This window comes from Streptomyces sp. ISL-10 (assembly GCF_018614575.1).
In the GTDB taxonomy this organism is placed as follows: Bacteria; Actinomycetota; Actinomycetes; order Streptomycetales; family Streptomycetaceae; genus Streptomyces.
In genome coordinates this window covers 1-13,461 of the sequence record NZ_JAGGOJ010000005.1, presented here as the reverse complement: position 1 = coordinate 13,461, position 13,461 = coordinate 1, and the positions used below count along the sequence as shown (strand labels likewise).

The following is a 13,461-nucleotide window of genomic DNA, read 5'->3' as shown; positions in this document are numbered from 1 at the left end:
AACGAACGTCCAGGCTGGGTGACGTGACCCAGACAACCGCGCCGCACACCGGTTCCCGGCAGCCCCTTCGCCGTCCTCCCCGTATCCACCGTGCGTGGTTCGTCGCCGCCGTCACCTTTGTGACGATCATCGGCGCCGCCGCCTTCGCCTCCCTGCCGGGCCTGCTGATCGAGCCGTTGCACAAGGGGTTCGACTGGTCGCGCGGCACGATCGGGTTCGCCGTCTCGGTGAACCTCGCGCTGTACGGGCTCACCGCGCCGTTCGCCGCGGCGCTGATGGACCGGTTCGGCATCCGCCGGGTCGTCGCGGTCGCCCTCTCCGTGATCGCGGTCGGCTCCGTCCTCACGGTGTGGATGACCCAGCCGTGGCAACTGGTCCTGTACTGGGGCGTCCTCGTCGGCCTCGGCTCCGGCTCGATGGCGCTCGCCTTCGCCGCGACGGTCACCAACCGCTGGTTCGTCCGGCGCCGGGGGCTGGTCACCGGCATCCTCACGGCGGCCGGCGCGTCCGGACAGCTGGTCTTCCTGCCCCTGCTGTCCTGGCTGGTGGAGCACCACGGCTGGCGCCCCGCCGCGGTCACCGTCGCTCTCGCGGCGCTCGCCGTCGTCCCCTTCGTATGGCTGCTGCTGCGCGACCACCCGGCGGACGTGGGTCTCGCTGCGTACGGCGCGGAGGGCTTCACGCCCAAGCCCGACCCGGTGCCGGGCGCGGCCCGCCGCGCGCTCACCGTCCTGTTCAAGGCGGCCAGGACCGGCCCGTTCTGGCTGCTCGCCGGAACCTTCGCGATCTGCGGGGCCTCGACGAACGGCCTGGTCAAGACCCACTTCGTACCCGCGGCGCACGACCACGGCATGCCGATCACGGCGGCCGCGTCGCTCCTCGCCGTCATCGGCGTCTTCGACGTCGTCGGCACGATCGCGTCCGGCTGGTTCACTGACCGCTTCGAGGCGCGCCGGCTGCTCGCCGTCTACTACACGCTGCGCGGGGTCTCGCTGCTGTTCCTGCCGATGCTGCTGGCGCCTTCCGTCCACCCGCCGATGATCTTCTTCATCGTCTTCTACGGCCTGGACTGGGTGGCCACGGTCCCGCCGACGATCGCGCTGTGCCGCGAGCACTACGGCGAGGACAGTGCGATCGTCTTCGGCTGGGTCCTCGCCTCCCACCAGGTGGGCGCCGCGGTGGTGGCGTTCGCCGGGGGTGTGGCACGCGACGTGTTCGGCTCGTACAACGTGGTCTGGTACGCCTCGGGGGCGCTGTGCGCGGCGGCGGCGCTGATGGCCCTCGTCATCCGCCGGAAGCCGCTGCCGAAGGTCGCGCCGGCGGTGGGGTAGGAATCCTGTTGCCGCGGGCCCGGTGCCCGCGGCGATACCGCATGTCTCGTTGCCGCGGGCATGATCGCGCTCGCGGTGATCGCGCAACGGCGGGTCAGGGCCCGTGCCGGGGTGCCATACGGCCCCGAGGCGAGCGGCCCGGTGCCACGTGTCCGCGAAGCGGGCGGCTCGCTCCTGCGGCCCAATGCCACCGCTGTCGTGGCCGTGTTGCTGTGCGCCGCCGCCGGGGCCGCCTCCGCTGGGCTGCACAGCGCTGATCTGCGGCGGGGCACCCGTGAGCAGATACGCGGAGGTCCTCGTGCCGGCGCTGAACGCGGACGAGGTGATGGAGCCGCTGACCCGCGACGACGACGGCTCGGACCCGGCACGCACCTGGCGCGGCCGCTTCACCGAGGTCCGCCTCGACTCGGGCCGTCCGCTGCTCGGCCACGCCTGGGCCATGGAGTTCGAGAGGGTGCGGCCCCGCTCCGGGCTGCTGAGGCACCTGGAGTCGCTGCCCTGGCCTTTCCCGGAGAGCGTCCAGGTGCTGATCCACGACGAGGACGACGAGTGCTTCGGCCTGTGGATGATGCACGACGGCAAGCTGGCGGAGATCTCCCTGCCGCGCACGCGTCGCATCCACCAACCGGCACCGCCGACCGACGAGTTCCCGCCGGCCCCCGGGTACCTGCTGCGCACGGACACGGGCCGCCCCCTGCCGGAGCAGACCCGGCCGGAACGACGGGACCCGCGCCCGGCCTGGTGACGGCGTCCGCTCGGCGGCGTCGGACCTCGACCGTGAAACAGCCGAACTCGACGGCGCGTACGTGGACGAGCGCTACGGCAGGGTCGGCGAAGACCTCCTGGAGAGCGCCGTCCACCTCGGCCGCCCGCTCCTTCGGGACCTCCACGAGCGTGCCGCCGAGGATGCGGCCGTCGGCACCGTAGGCGCGCAACACCCGGCGGGTGCCGTGCAGTTCGGCCGGATGGCGGGGGGACGGCGGCGCGTGACCGCCGCACTCCTCGGCGTGCACGAAGACGGGCCCGACCTCGTCGTACGGACCCGGTTCGGCGCCGGTCCCGGCCGCCCAGCGGCGCAGCGGCGCGTACGAGACGAGGGCGATGCGCTCCCCGGCCTCGCTGTGCCGCAGGCAACAGCGCAGCGGAGCGCCGCCCTCGGGGTCGGTGTACGGACGCGGAACGAGCCCGGCGTCGTCACGTTCGCGCAGCTGCTTCAGGACGACGGGTGCGATGGGAGGGCCGCGTAGTCGGTGTCCGTGCTGGTGTCCATGCATCCCAGCATCGGGCGCGGCCCGCCACTGCGCTGGCGGGATTCAGACGTCGAGCCGCCCGAACCGCCCCCGGTGGAACAACAGCGGCATGGCCTCGTCCCGGGCGTCCAGCGCATCGACCCGGCCCACCACGATGAGGTGGTCGCCGCCGGTGTGGACGGCCCGCACCGTGCAGTCGATCCACGCCGCCACGCCGTCGAGCATCGGCGACCCGGTGACCGGCGCCGGACTGTGGCCGACGCCCGCGAACTTGTCGCCGCCGCTCACCGCGAAGCCCCGGCACAGCGCGCCCTGGTCCTCGGCGAGGACGTTGACGCAGAAGGCTCCTGCACGGGCGATGCGCGGCCAGGTCATGGAGGTGCGCCCGACCATGAAGACGACGAGCGGCGGGTCGAGCGAGAGCGAGGAGAAGGACTGGCAGGCGAACCCGGCGGGCCCCTCCGCGTCGTGCGTGGTGACGACGGTCACCCCGGTCGCGAAGTGCCCGAGCACCCGCCGGATGTCCCCGCCGCCGAAGGCCACCCGCTCGTCCGCCCCGACGGCCCGCAGACGGGGCCGCGGGGCGTCGCAGGGCTGCGGGGCTGCGGTGGGCGCCCCGGCCGACCGGAGATGACGAACGGCAGTGGCGGCCATGGCGGCGTGTCCCATCATGCCGTCCATTGAACCTGACGGATCGTCAGAAGAGAATGCCCGGTGCGTGGTCGAGGCCGGCACCTACCGCCCCTCCCACCCCTACCGCCCCTCGAACCCCGCCGCCCGGCGTTCGACGAAGCTCGTCACGCCCTCCGCCGCGTCCCGCGTCGTCATGGTGATCTCCTGGGCCCAGGCCTCCGCCGCGAACGACGTCGAACGGTCCGTGTCCAGGGAGGCGTTCACCAACTGCTTCGTCAGCGCCAGGGCCCGCGTCGGGCCCGACGCCAGGCGTTCGGCCCACGCGCGGGCCGTCTTCTCCAGGGCGTCCGGCGGGACCACCCGGTTCACCAGGCCCAGGCGTTCCGCTTCGGAGGCCGGGAGTGCGTCGCCGAAGAACATCAGCTCCTTGGTGCGCTGCGGGCCGATCAGGCGCGGCAGCAGATACGCCCCGCCCCCGTCCGGGACCAGCCCCCGCCGTACGAACACCTCGATGAAGCGTGCCTCCTGCGATGCCAGCACCAGGTCGCAGGCGAAGGCGAGATGGGCGCCGATGCCCGCCGCCGTACCGTTCACCGCCGCCAGCACCGGCTTCTCGCAGTCCAGTACGGCCCCGATCAGGCGCTGCGCCCCGAGCCGGATCATCCGGGCGACGTCACCGGACAGCCGCTCGTCCGCGGGCGGGGAGCCGCGCAGGTCCGCCCCCGCGCAGAAGCCCTTCCCCGTGGCCGTCAGGACCACCGCGCGCACCGCCGGGTCCTTTGACGCCGCGCCCAGCAGGCCGATGATCCGCTCCCGCTGCTCCCACGTCACCGCGTTCATCGCGTCCGGGCGGTTCAGCGTGATCCAGGAGACGCCGCCGGCGGCCGCGTGCAGGACGTCGGACGTCGTCATCGGCACACCGCCAGCGCGTCCAGCGCCACCGCGCCCTGCCCCCGCGGCAGCACCATCAGCGGATTGATGTCCAGCTCGCCGAGCACATCGCCCAGTTCCAGCGCCATCCGCTGCACCCGCAGCACCACCTCCACCAGCGCGTCCACATCGACGGGCGGCGCGCCCCGCACCCCTTCCAGCAGTGCACGGCCGCGCAGTTCGGCGAGCATCGCGCGGGCCTGGTCCTCGCCGAACGGGGGCACACGCACCGCCACGTCGTTCAGCACCTCCACCAGCACACCCCCCAGCCCCGCCGTCACCGTGGGCCCGAACAGCGGGTCCTGGGCGACGCCCACGACCATCTCCACGCCCGGCTCGACCATCTGGCACACCAGGACGCCGTCGAGTTCGACGTCCTCGTAGCGTGCGATGTCGGTCAGTTCCCGATAGGCGTCACGGACCTGGCTCGCCGAGGTCAGACCGATCCTGACCAGGCCCAGCTCGGTCTTGTGCGCCAGGCGCGGTGCCGACGCCTTCATCACCACCGGGTAGCCGACCAGTCCCGCCGCCCGCACCGCCGCGGCCGCGCTCGTCACCAGCTGCTCCCGCGGCACCCGGATCCCGTACGCCCGCAGCAGCTGCTTCGCCGCGTGCTCGCTCAGCTGCTCGCCCGGCCGCATCAGCGCCTGCGCCTTGCGGAAGGACGGGGACGGGGTGCGCGGCGCCGTGTCGAAGGGCGAGACGTAGCCGACGGTGAAGCGGTGGTGCGCCAGGTGGGCCCGTACCGCGGTGATGCAGTTGGCGAACGTACGGAACGTCGCCACCCGAGAGGATCCGAGCAGCGTCTCGCGGTACGCGGGTTCCGTGCCCACCGGCGACCCCCAGACCACGCACACGAGTTTGTCGGTGTGCTCGGCCGCGTCCACCAGGTCCCGCGCGAGCCGGTCGCTCATCGGCGGGAACGGACCGGTGATCGGGCAGATCAACACCCCGATCGAGGGGTCCGCGAGGATCGCGTCGATGATCTGGCGGCCGCGCGCGTCCCCGACCGGGTGGCCGCCGTTGTCGATCGGGTTCGCCACGTTCAGATACGGCGGTATCCACTGGTGCAGCTCGGCCTGCCGGGCCTCGGACAGCCGCGGGACGTGCAGGCCCGCGGCGGTCGCCAGGTCCGCGAAGTGCGCGCCCGTGCCGCCGGAGATCGCGTACACGGCGACCCCGTCGGCGACCGGGGGCCGGGCGCGCGCCAGCAGGGCGGCGGTGTCCTGGAGTTCGTCGAGGCCGTCGACGCGGATCACGCCGTACTGGCGCATCGCCGCGTCCACCACCGTGTCCGTCCCGGTGAGTTTGCCGGTGTGGGAGGCGGCCGTGCGCGCCCCGGTCTCGGTCCGGCCGACCTTGACCGCGACGACCGGGACCTTGCGGCGCGCCGCGCGGTCGGCGGCGAGCAGGAAGGAGCGACCGTCCTTCAGTCCCTCCAGGTAGCACGCGACGGCCCCGGTCTCGGGCCGCTCGGCGAAGTACGAGATGAAGTCCGCGCTCTCCAGATCCGCCTCGTTCCCCGTCGGCGCCCAGTGCGAGAGGCGCACGCCCAGCTCCTGCAGGGCGAACACCGGCCGGCCCTGGTGCCCGGACTGGGTGACCAGCGCGATCGCCGGCCCCTGGAGGTCGTCGCGGAAGTGCTCGAAGGCGTTGAGGTTGGTGTTGGGGCCGAGCAGCCGGATGCCGGCGCGCTCGACGGCCGCCGCGAGCCGCGCCTGTGCGGCCGCGCCCTCGGGGCCGGTCTCCGCGTAGCCGGACGCGAAGGCCACCGCGAACCGCACCTTGGCCTCGGCCAGCTCCCCGATCACGGGGAGCGGGTCGGAGACCAGCAGGACGGCCAGGTCGATTGGTCCGGCCAGGTCGCGCACGGAGCGCACACAGTCCCGCCCGAAGACGGAGGCGCGGGACGGGTGCACGGGGTGCAGCCGCGCCCCGACGCGCTCGGACCAGGCGACGAGCTGCCGGGTGATGCCGGCGCCCGGCCGGCCCTCGGTGTCGGACGCGCCGACCACGGCGACGGAGGAGGGCCGGAAGAACCGGTCGAGATCCGGCACGGGCGCGTACAACGGCCGCCCGCTGACGTCCAGTTCCCCGGCCGACGCGGTGACGGAAGCCGTCTCGTGGACCGCCTCCGACGTGTGCTCGCCGCAGGCGACGACGCGTGCCCGGAGGTCGGAGGTGAGGGTGCCGTGAGTTGATCCGAGCATCGCTGGTCCCCGCTCCCGCTCGACGGACCGGGCCGGGTCGGCCCGTTAACTGACGCAGAGTCAGATTAGCGAACTGACATAGCGTCAGGAACCCGTCCCGCAGGCAAAGTGTGCGGCGGGCGGCACATGGGGCGTACGGCGGTGGAGAGCGTGCGGCGTACGGCACGGCACCTGCGGCGTACGGCGGACGGGCAGGAGTCGTGGCACCGGATGCGCGTCCGCGGCAGGCGCGTTCAGTGCTGTCGGCATAGGCGTCGGCATAGGCGTCGGCGTCGCTTCGCGCGGGCGACGGTGAGCGCCGGGCGTCCACCGCCCGGGCGTCACCCGGCCCGTGACGCCCGAGCCCGGGCTCGGGCAATCGATCGCGCGATCCGGGCCGCGTCCTTCGACAGCTCCCGCAGCATCCCGCCTATCGGGTTCGTGAAGCCCGTGAAGTACAGGCCCGGCGCACCCGCCGGGCACCGTCCGCCCCGCACCAGTGGGCGGCCGGTGACGTCCAGCACGCCGAGGTGGCCGACCAGGTCCTCCAGGCCGCGGCGGTAGCCAGTCGCGGCGATCACCGCGTCCGGTGCCAACCGGGTGCCGTCCGCGAGGACCACCTTCGGGCCGTCGAACGACTCCACCGCCGCGACCACCTCGACCCGGCCGGAGCGGACCGCGTCGATCAGGCCCATGTCCTGGACCGGGACCGCGCCGTCCCGCGCCCGCGCGTACAAGCCCGTGTCCGGGCGCGGCAGCCCCTTCTCGGAGAGGTCGGGCACGGTCAGCCGGCACAGCAGCCCGGCCCCCAGGTCCACCAGTCGTACGGGCAGGCGGCGTACGAGGATGCCCGAACGCTGCGCCGGCCAGCCCGCCGTGGAGCGGCGCACGATGTGCGGGACCGTACGGATCGCGAGGCGGACCCGGGCCGCGCCGCCCTCCGCCAGGTCGACCGCGATCTCCGCCCCGGTGTTGCCCGCGCCCACGACCAGGACGTCCTGGCCCGTGTAGGGCGCGGCGTTGCGGTACCGCGAGGCGTGCACCAGCCCGTCGCCGTATCCGTCCGCGCCTGGCCACTCGGGTATGTGCGGCGTGTGGTTGTACCCGGTGGCGACCACGACCGCGCGGCCCGTGAGCTCTCGGCCCCCGCTCGCCCGCAGCAACCAGTGCGCACCCGCCCGCTCGATCCGGGACACCTCGACGCCCGTGACGATCTCGAGCTCGTGGTGCTCGGCGTACGTGTCCAGATAGCGGATCAGGTCGTCGCGCGCGACCCAGCGCCCGAACGAGCGCGGTATCGCGAGGCCCGGCAGCCCGGACAGGGTGCGCGTGGTGTTCAGGTGCAGGCGGTCGTAGTGCCCGCGCCAGGACGCGCCGACGGAACCGGACTTCTCCAGTATCACGGCCCGTACGCCCCGTCCGCGCAGCGCCGCCGCCGCTGCGAGACCGCCCGGGCCGCCGCCGACGATGTAGACGGGCCGATCGTCCGTGCGGTCGATGCCCTTGATCCTGCCTGTTTCGTCGGCCATGAACGGTGAGCGTAGAACCTCCGCTTTCTTGATGGGTCTCAGTCAAGAGCTCGTTCGGTTGCGAATGGGTCACGCCTGTGAACCTCTTGCGCAGACGGGTTTCCTCCGCTGAACTGACATAGCGTCAGATTGTCTGGGAGAGGGGGACGGCCATGCGGACCGTCTGGCTCACGGGCGCCGAATGGGTCGCCGTCCTGCGCATCGGCCTCGGTCTGTGGTGGCTGGAGAGCTGGCGCCACAAGGACAGGAAGGGCTGGTTCGAGCGCGGCACCGGAATCGCATGGGCCGCCGGGGTCGCGCGGGAGCACCGCTGGCAGGTGGTGCGCACCGGCTTCGAGCGGGTCGTCGCCCCCCGCCACAGGCTGATGGCGTACCTCGTGGTGTACGCCGAACTCGCCCTCGGCCTCGGCCTGATCGCCGGCTTCCTCACCCCTGTCGCCCTCGTCGGCGGGCTTCTGCTCAATCTGCTGTATCTCGTGCTGATGATCCACGACTGGGCGGAACAGGGGCAGAACGCCATGATGGCGCTCATCTCCGTCGTCGCCCTCTTCGCCATGTCCTGGCAGACCTGGTCCCTCGACCACGCCATCGGACTCCTCCCGTGACCGCCACTCCCGCCGTCGACGACTTCACCCGTCCCTTCTGGGAGGCGGCCGCGGGCGGCGGCCTGCTGATCCGCCGCTGCCACGACTGCGGCAGGGCGCACCACTACCCGCGCGAGTTCTGCCCGTACTGCTGGAGCGAGGACGTCGGCTGGCAGCGGGCCGGCGGGCGAGCCACGCTCTACACGTGGTCCGTCGTCCATCGCAACGACCTGCCGCCGTTCGGCGACCGCGTCCCGTACACGGCCGCCCTCGTGGAACTGGCCGAAGGGCCGCGGATGATGACCGAGGTCGTCGACTGCGCGGCGGCGGACCTCGCCGTCGGAATGCGTCTGGTCGTCGCGTTCCGCACAGGGGAGGACGGCGTCACGGTGCCGGTCTTCCGCCCGGCCTGACGCTCACTGGTTTCGGCACCGCCTGACGCTCACGGCCTCCCGCCCGGCCCCTGACGCTCACGGCCTCCCGCCCGGCCCCTGACGCTCACGGTCTTCTGCCCGGCCTGACGCTCACGGCCAGAGCAGCTGTCGCTGCCAGCCGCCCGCCGTGTGCCGGTACCGCAGCCGTACGTGCCTGCGCCGGACGTCCCCCTGGAAGAACTCGACCTCCAGCGGCCGCAGTACGTACAGCGTCCACGTCGGCGCGGGTGCTTCCGGCTCCGCCTGGGCCCGCTCCCAGGCCGCCTGCGACGCCTCGGCCAATGCGGCCTGCGAGGGCAGCGGTTCGCTCTGGCGCCCGGTCAGCGCCGCCGCGAGCGCCCCCGTCGAACGCGCATGGAGGTCCGCCAGGCCCTCCGTGGCGGAACCGGTGACGACCGGGCCACGCACCCTGATCTGGCGCGCCTGCGTGGGCCAGTAGAACCCGAGCGCGGCCTCCGGGCGGGCGGCCAGCTGGCGGCCCTTCGCGCTGGTGGAGTGCGAGGCGAAGTGCCAGCCGCGCTCGTCGGCGTCGTGCAGCATCAGCGTCCGCAGATCCGGGCGCCCCTCCTCGTCCACGGTCGCCAGCGTCATGGTGTGCGGTTCGCACTGCCCGGCCTCGACGGCCTCCGCGAACCACCGGTGGAACAGCTCCAGCGGCGTCGCCGGCGCCGCGTCCGGGTCGAACGAGGGCAGGGACGGCACGTCCCACACCCGCTGCGCACGCAGAAGCGCCCGGAACGCCTCCTGTCCGGCGGCCCGGTCGGTCGCCTGGTCCGTGGCTTTGTCGGTGGTGCCGGCGGTGGCGTGGTCGTCGCTCATGGGCTCATTCAACAGGCAAGGGGAAGTCTCACTACGCTTGGAGTGGTTCGGTGTCGGTGACCGAGGAGTACGGATGAGGCAGAACCTGGCCCGGCGCGCGGCGCTCGTCGACGCCGCGATCGAGGTCCTGGCCCGCGAGGGGGCGCGCGGCCTGACGTTCCGTGCCGTCGACGCGGAAGCGGAGGTCCCCAAGGGGACGGCCTCCAACTACTTCGCCAACCGCGACGACCTGCTCAACCAGGCCGGAGCCCGTATCTACGAACGGTTGCGCCCGGACGAGGACACGATGCGGGCCATGGCCACGGGCCCGGCGACCCGCGCGCGCACGGCGCAACTGGTGCGCGAGGTGGTCGAACGCGTCACGGCCTTCCGCACGGGCTACCTGGCCCTGCTCGAACTGCGCCTGGAGGCGACCCGCCGGCCCGAACTGCGCGCGGTGCTCACGGCGCGGGTGGGCGAGGACGTCGCGCACAACGTCGAGGCCCACCTGGCGGCGGGCCTGCCGGGCGATGCGGCCGCCGTGAAGATGATCTACCTCGCGGCGAACTGGCTGGTGGTGGAGCGCCTCACCCTGCCGGACGTCTTCCCGGAGCAGGAGGCGGGGGATCTGGTGGAGGAGCTGGTGCGGCGGGTGGTGCCGGAGGACGGGGCGTAGCCCCTGCGGCCGGACGGCCCGGCGGCCTGGCATTCCGCGACGGCGGCCTGGCATTCCGCGACGGCCGGGGGCATCCCGCTAGGTCGTGCGGCCCGGCGGCCGGGCGGGACCTGCGGCCCGGGAGTCCGAGACGGCCGTCCTGCGGCCCCCGTCCGGGTGCCGTCAGCCCCGCCCCAGCACCACCGTCCCCGACGAGCAGAACCACCCGCCCGTCCCCGACGCCACCGCCAGGCTCGGCAGGCGGCCGTCCGCGCGGCGCACCTGGTGCGCGCCCGCCTCGCCGCGCAGTTGGCGGGCCGCCTCCACCAGCAGGAACAGGCCGCGCATCCCCGGGTGGCACGCCGAGAGACCGCCGCCGTCCGTGTTCACCGGCAGTTCCCCGTCCCGCAGCAGCCGGCCCTTCCCGACGAACGCGCCACCCTCGCCCTTCGCGCAGAAGCCCAGGTCCTCCAGGGTCACCAGCGTCATGTACGTGAAGGCGTCGTAGATCTCGGCGATGTCGATCTCGTCGGGCCGCACCCCGGCCCGCTCGAAGGCGAGCCGGCCGCTGACGGCCGCGGGCGAGACGGTGAAGTCGTCCCATTCCGACATCGTGGTGTGCGAGACGTGCTCACCGGTGCCGAGGATCCACACGGGCTCCTTCGCGGTGTCCGGTACGTACTCCTCCGCGGCCAGCAGGACCGCGCAGCCTCCGTCGCTGCGGATGCAGCAGTGCAGCTTGGTGAACGGGTCCGCGATCACCGGCCCGCCCAGTACGTCGTCCACCGTGATCGGCTCGCGGAACATGGCGTCGGGGTTCGCGGCAGCGTTCGCCCGGGCCTGGACGGCGACCTCCGCGAGCTGTTCCAGGGTCGTGCCGTACTGGTGCATATGGCGGCGGGCGGCCATCGCGTACTTGGCGATCAGCGTGTGCCCGTACGGCACCTCGAACTGCATCGGGCCGCGTGCGCCGAAGGAGAGGTCGGAGGTGCGGCGCCCGGCCCTGATGTCGGCGCGGGCGGTGGATCCGTACACGAGGAGGACCGCGTTCGCGTGCCCCGCGGCGATCGCGTCGGCCGCGTGCGCGGCCATGACCTCCCAGGTGGCGCCGCCGACGGCCGTGGAGTCCACCCAGGTGGGGCGCAGGCCCAGGTACTCCGCGACGTCGATCGGGGCGAGCGCGCCCAGGCCGGCCGAGCACAGGCCGTCGACGACGGACCGGTCGAGGCCGGAGTCGGCGAGCGCGCGCCGGGCGGCCTGTGCGTGCAGGGTGTAAGGAGTGGGGCCGTCGACACGGCCGCAGTCCGAGAGTGCTGTGCCGACGACGGCGACCTTGCGCGGCGTGCGGATGCGCGCGGGTGCGCTGCGTACCGTGCTCGGAGTGGAAGGCATGTATCTGACGGTACATCAGAAAGGGTGACCCGTATGGTCTCGAGCAGTTCCGCGGCCGTCGACGCCTACCTGGAGGAGGTGGCGGACCCCGACCGGCTCACCGCACTCGTCCGCATCCGGGAGCTGTGCCGGCTGGAGCTGACGGGCTACGAGGAGGTCATGGCGTACGGCATGCCCGCCTATCGCCGACCGGGCGCGGAGCCGGAGATCGCCTTCGCCGTGCAGAAGCAGTACGTGTCCTTCTGTCCGATGCGCCCCGACGTGCGCGAGGCCTTCGACACCCGGCTGACCGGGCAGGACATGGGCGAGGGCTGCCTGCGCTTCAGGCGTATGGAGCGGATCGACTTCGGCCTCGTGCGGGACCTGCTGCGGGCCACCGCCGCGGCGCCCGGCACGGCCTGCTGACCGCACCGCTCCCGCCCCTGGGAATCTCGCGGCGGCCGACCTAACATGACGCCTCGTCAGATCAGGTCCGTGGGAGGAGCCCGCCGGATGGACGCCGCCTTCACCGCCGAGCAGGACGACATCCGCCGCACCCTGCGCGACCTGCTCGCCAAACGCTGCGCCCCCGGGGACGTCCGGTCCGCCGTCCTCACCGGGGCTGGATACGACACAGAGCTGTGGGCGCGGCTCGCCGGCGGCATCGGCCTGCCGGGCCTCGCGCTGCCCACCGCGTACGGCGGCACGGGCTGCACGCTCACCGAACTCGCCCTCGCCTGCGAGGAGACGGGCCGGGTGCTGCTTCCGTCCCCGCTGCTGGCCACCGCCGGGCTCGCGGCGCCGCTGATCACCGCCCTCGGCACCCCCGGCCAGCGTCAACGGCTCCTGCCGCGCATCGCCGACGGCTCGCTGACCTGTGCCTTCGCCGTACCGGGCACTGCCCTCGCCACCGCGCTCGCCCTGACCTGCGGCGTGACTCCGGGCGGTGCCTCAGGCGGCGCATGGGCCGGGGGAGGGCGTGCGGGAGGCGTCCAGGCCCGGCCCGCGGGCGACGGAGGCTGGCTGCTGTACGGGGAGGCCGACCAGGTCCTGGACGGCCACAGCGCCGGCCTGCTCCTGGTCGGCGCGCACACGGGCGGCTTCCCCCGGAGCCGTACGCTGCTGTTCCTGGTGCATCCGGAGGCGGCCGGTGCGACCCGGACCCGGCAGGCGACGCTCGACGAGACCAGGCCCCAGGCGCGTATCGAACTGCGCGACTGCGCGGCCGAGCTGCTCGGCGAGGACGAAGCCACCGCAGTGGCGGACGCGCTTGCGGCGGTCGGCAGGCAGGCGGCCGTGCTGCTGGCGGCCGAGGCGGCGGGCGCTGCCGCGAGCGCGCTGGAGCGGACCGTCGCCCACGTCACGACACGCGAGCAGTTCGGGAGGCCGATCGGCTCGTTCCAGGCGGTCAAGCACCGATTGGCCGATGCGTATGTGCACGTCCGGGCGGCCCGTTCGGCGGCGTACCACGCGGCCCGCGAACCGGCGGCGGGTCCGCTCGCGCTCGCTCAGTGCCTCCGGTCGCTGCGCGCGGTGGCGGGCGAGGCCGTGCAGCTGCACGGCGGTATCGGCTTCACGTGGGAGCACGAGGCCCATCTGTACCTCAAGCGGGCCGCGGCCGACGAGCTGCTGTTCGGCCCGGTCCACCGGCTGCGCGAGGCCGCCGCCGAACGGGCCGGACTCTTCGCGCCGTCCGCGCGGCAGTCCGCCGCTGAGCCCGTCGCCTGACTTCCGGTGTGCGGGAGGCGGGGGCGGGG

At 73.5% G+C, this 13,461-nt stretch carries 13 protein-coding genes and 1 pseudogene; 7 read left to right on the top strand and 7 right to left on the bottom strand.

Going from position 1 to position 13,461, the window contains the following annotated elements; translation table 11 throughout:
• The first annotated feature begins 14 nt into the window (after positions 1-14).
• Both J7E88_RS04955 and J7E88_RS04950 read left to right on the top strand, forming a co-directional pair.
• Complete coding sequence (locus J7E88_RS04955) at positions 15-1,331, top strand: MFS transporter (protein WP_215178170.1); 1,317 nt, start codon at positions 15-17, stop codon at positions 1,329-1,331.
• A gap of 274 nt (positions 1,332-1,605) precedes the next feature.
• Positions 1,606-2,076 carry a hypothetical protein gene (locus J7E88_RS04950; protein ID WP_215177694.1) on the top strand — a complete coding sequence of 157 codons (471 nt, stop codon included), beginning with the start codon at positions 1,606-1,608 and terminating at the stop codon, positions 2,074-2,076.
• A gap of 16 nt (positions 2,077-2,092) precedes the next feature.
• On the opposite strand, the pseudogene J7E88_RS04945 reads toward J7E88_RS04950, so the two are convergent.
• The 5 genes and pseudogenes from J7E88_RS04945 to J7E88_RS04925 form a co-directional block, all read right to left on the bottom strand.
• A pseudogene (locus J7E88_RS04945) lies at positions 2,093-2,605 on the bottom strand (DUF1203 domain-containing protein); the annotation flags it as partial.
• Between the two features lie 39 nt (positions 2,606-2,644).
• Positions 2,645-3,253 carry a flavin reductase family protein gene (locus tag J7E88_RS04940; protein WP_251022181.1) on the bottom strand — a complete coding sequence of 203 codons (609 nt, stop codon included), beginning with the start codon at positions 3,251-3,253 and terminating at the stop codon, positions 2,645-2,647.
• Between the two features lie 81 nt (positions 3,254-3,334).
• Complete coding sequence (locus J7E88_RS04935; RefSeq protein ID WP_215177691.1) at positions 3,335-4,126, bottom strand: enoyl-CoA hydratase/isomerase family protein; 792 nt, start codon at positions 4,124-4,126, stop codon at positions 3,335-3,337.
• The gene (locus J7E88_RS04930; protein WP_215177689.1) at positions 4,123-6,354 is read right to left on the bottom strand and encodes an acetate--CoA ligase family protein; all 2,232 of its coding nucleotides are present in this window, start codon (positions 6,352-6,354) and stop codon (positions 4,123-4,125) included. The genes J7E88_RS04935 and J7E88_RS04930 overlap by 4 nt, the downstream gene beginning before the upstream one ends.
• 320 nt (positions 6,355-6,674) lie before the next feature.
• Positions 6,675-7,862: an NAD(P)/FAD-dependent oxidoreductase gene (locus J7E88_RS04925; RefSeq protein ID WP_215177687.1), complete on the bottom strand. Its 1,188-nt coding sequence runs from the start codon at positions 7,860-7,862 to the stop codon at positions 6,675-6,677.
• A gap of 152 nt (positions 7,863-8,014) precedes the next feature.
• On the opposite strand from J7E88_RS04925, the gene J7E88_RS04920 reads away from it, so the two are divergent.
• Both J7E88_RS04920 and J7E88_RS04915 read left to right on the top strand, forming a co-directional pair.
• Entirely contained in the window at positions 8,015-8,467 is a 453-nt protein-coding gene (locus tag J7E88_RS04920) for a DoxX family protein (protein ID WP_215177685.1), read from the top strand.
• A complete protein-coding gene (locus J7E88_RS04915) occupies positions 8,464-8,859 on the top strand; it encodes a Zn-ribbon domain-containing OB-fold protein (RefSeq protein WP_215177683.1) in 396 nt (131 codons plus the stop codon). Before J7E88_RS04920 ends, J7E88_RS04915 begins: the two co-directional genes overlap by 4 nt.
• A 111-nt stretch (positions 8,860-8,970) precedes the next feature.
• Here the strand turns inward: J7E88_RS04915 and J7E88_RS04910 are convergent, their stop codons facing one another.
• On the bottom strand, positions 8,971-9,699 hold the full coding sequence (locus tag J7E88_RS04910; protein WP_215177681.1) for a pyridoxal 5'-phosphate synthase: 729 nt from the start codon (positions 9,697-9,699) through the stop codon (positions 8,971-8,973).
• Positions 9,700-9,772: 73 nt separating this feature from the next.
• Between J7E88_RS04910 and J7E88_RS04905 the strand changes: the two genes are divergently transcribed.
• Positions 9,773-10,354, top strand: a complete 582-nt coding sequence (locus J7E88_RS04905) for a TetR/AcrR family transcriptional regulator (protein WP_215177679.1) — start codon at positions 9,773-9,775, stop codon at positions 10,352-10,354.
• Positions 10,355-10,516: 162 nt separating this feature from the next.
• On the opposite strand, the gene J7E88_RS04900 is transcribed toward J7E88_RS04905, so the two are convergent.
• Positions 10,517-11,725, bottom strand: coding sequence for an acetyl-CoA acetyltransferase (locus J7E88_RS04900; RefSeq protein ID WP_215177677.1), 1,209 nt, complete (start codon positions 11,723-11,725; stop codon positions 10,517-10,519).
• Positions 11,726-11,758: 33 nt separating this feature from the next.
• Between J7E88_RS04900 and J7E88_RS04895 the strand changes: the two genes are divergently transcribed.
• Positions 11,759-12,130 carry an iron chaperone gene (locus J7E88_RS04895; RefSeq protein ID WP_215177675.1) on the top strand — a complete coding sequence of 124 codons (372 nt, stop codon included), beginning with the start codon at positions 11,759-11,761 and terminating at the stop codon, positions 12,128-12,130.
• Positions 12,131-12,217: 87 nt separating this feature from the next.
• Positions 12,218-13,432 (top strand): acyl-CoA dehydrogenase family protein, encoded by a 1,215-nt coding sequence (locus J7E88_RS04890; protein ID WP_215177672.1) that lies wholly within the window; start codon positions 12,218-12,220, stop codon positions 13,430-13,432.
• Positions 13,433-13,461 lie beyond the last annotated feature (29 nt).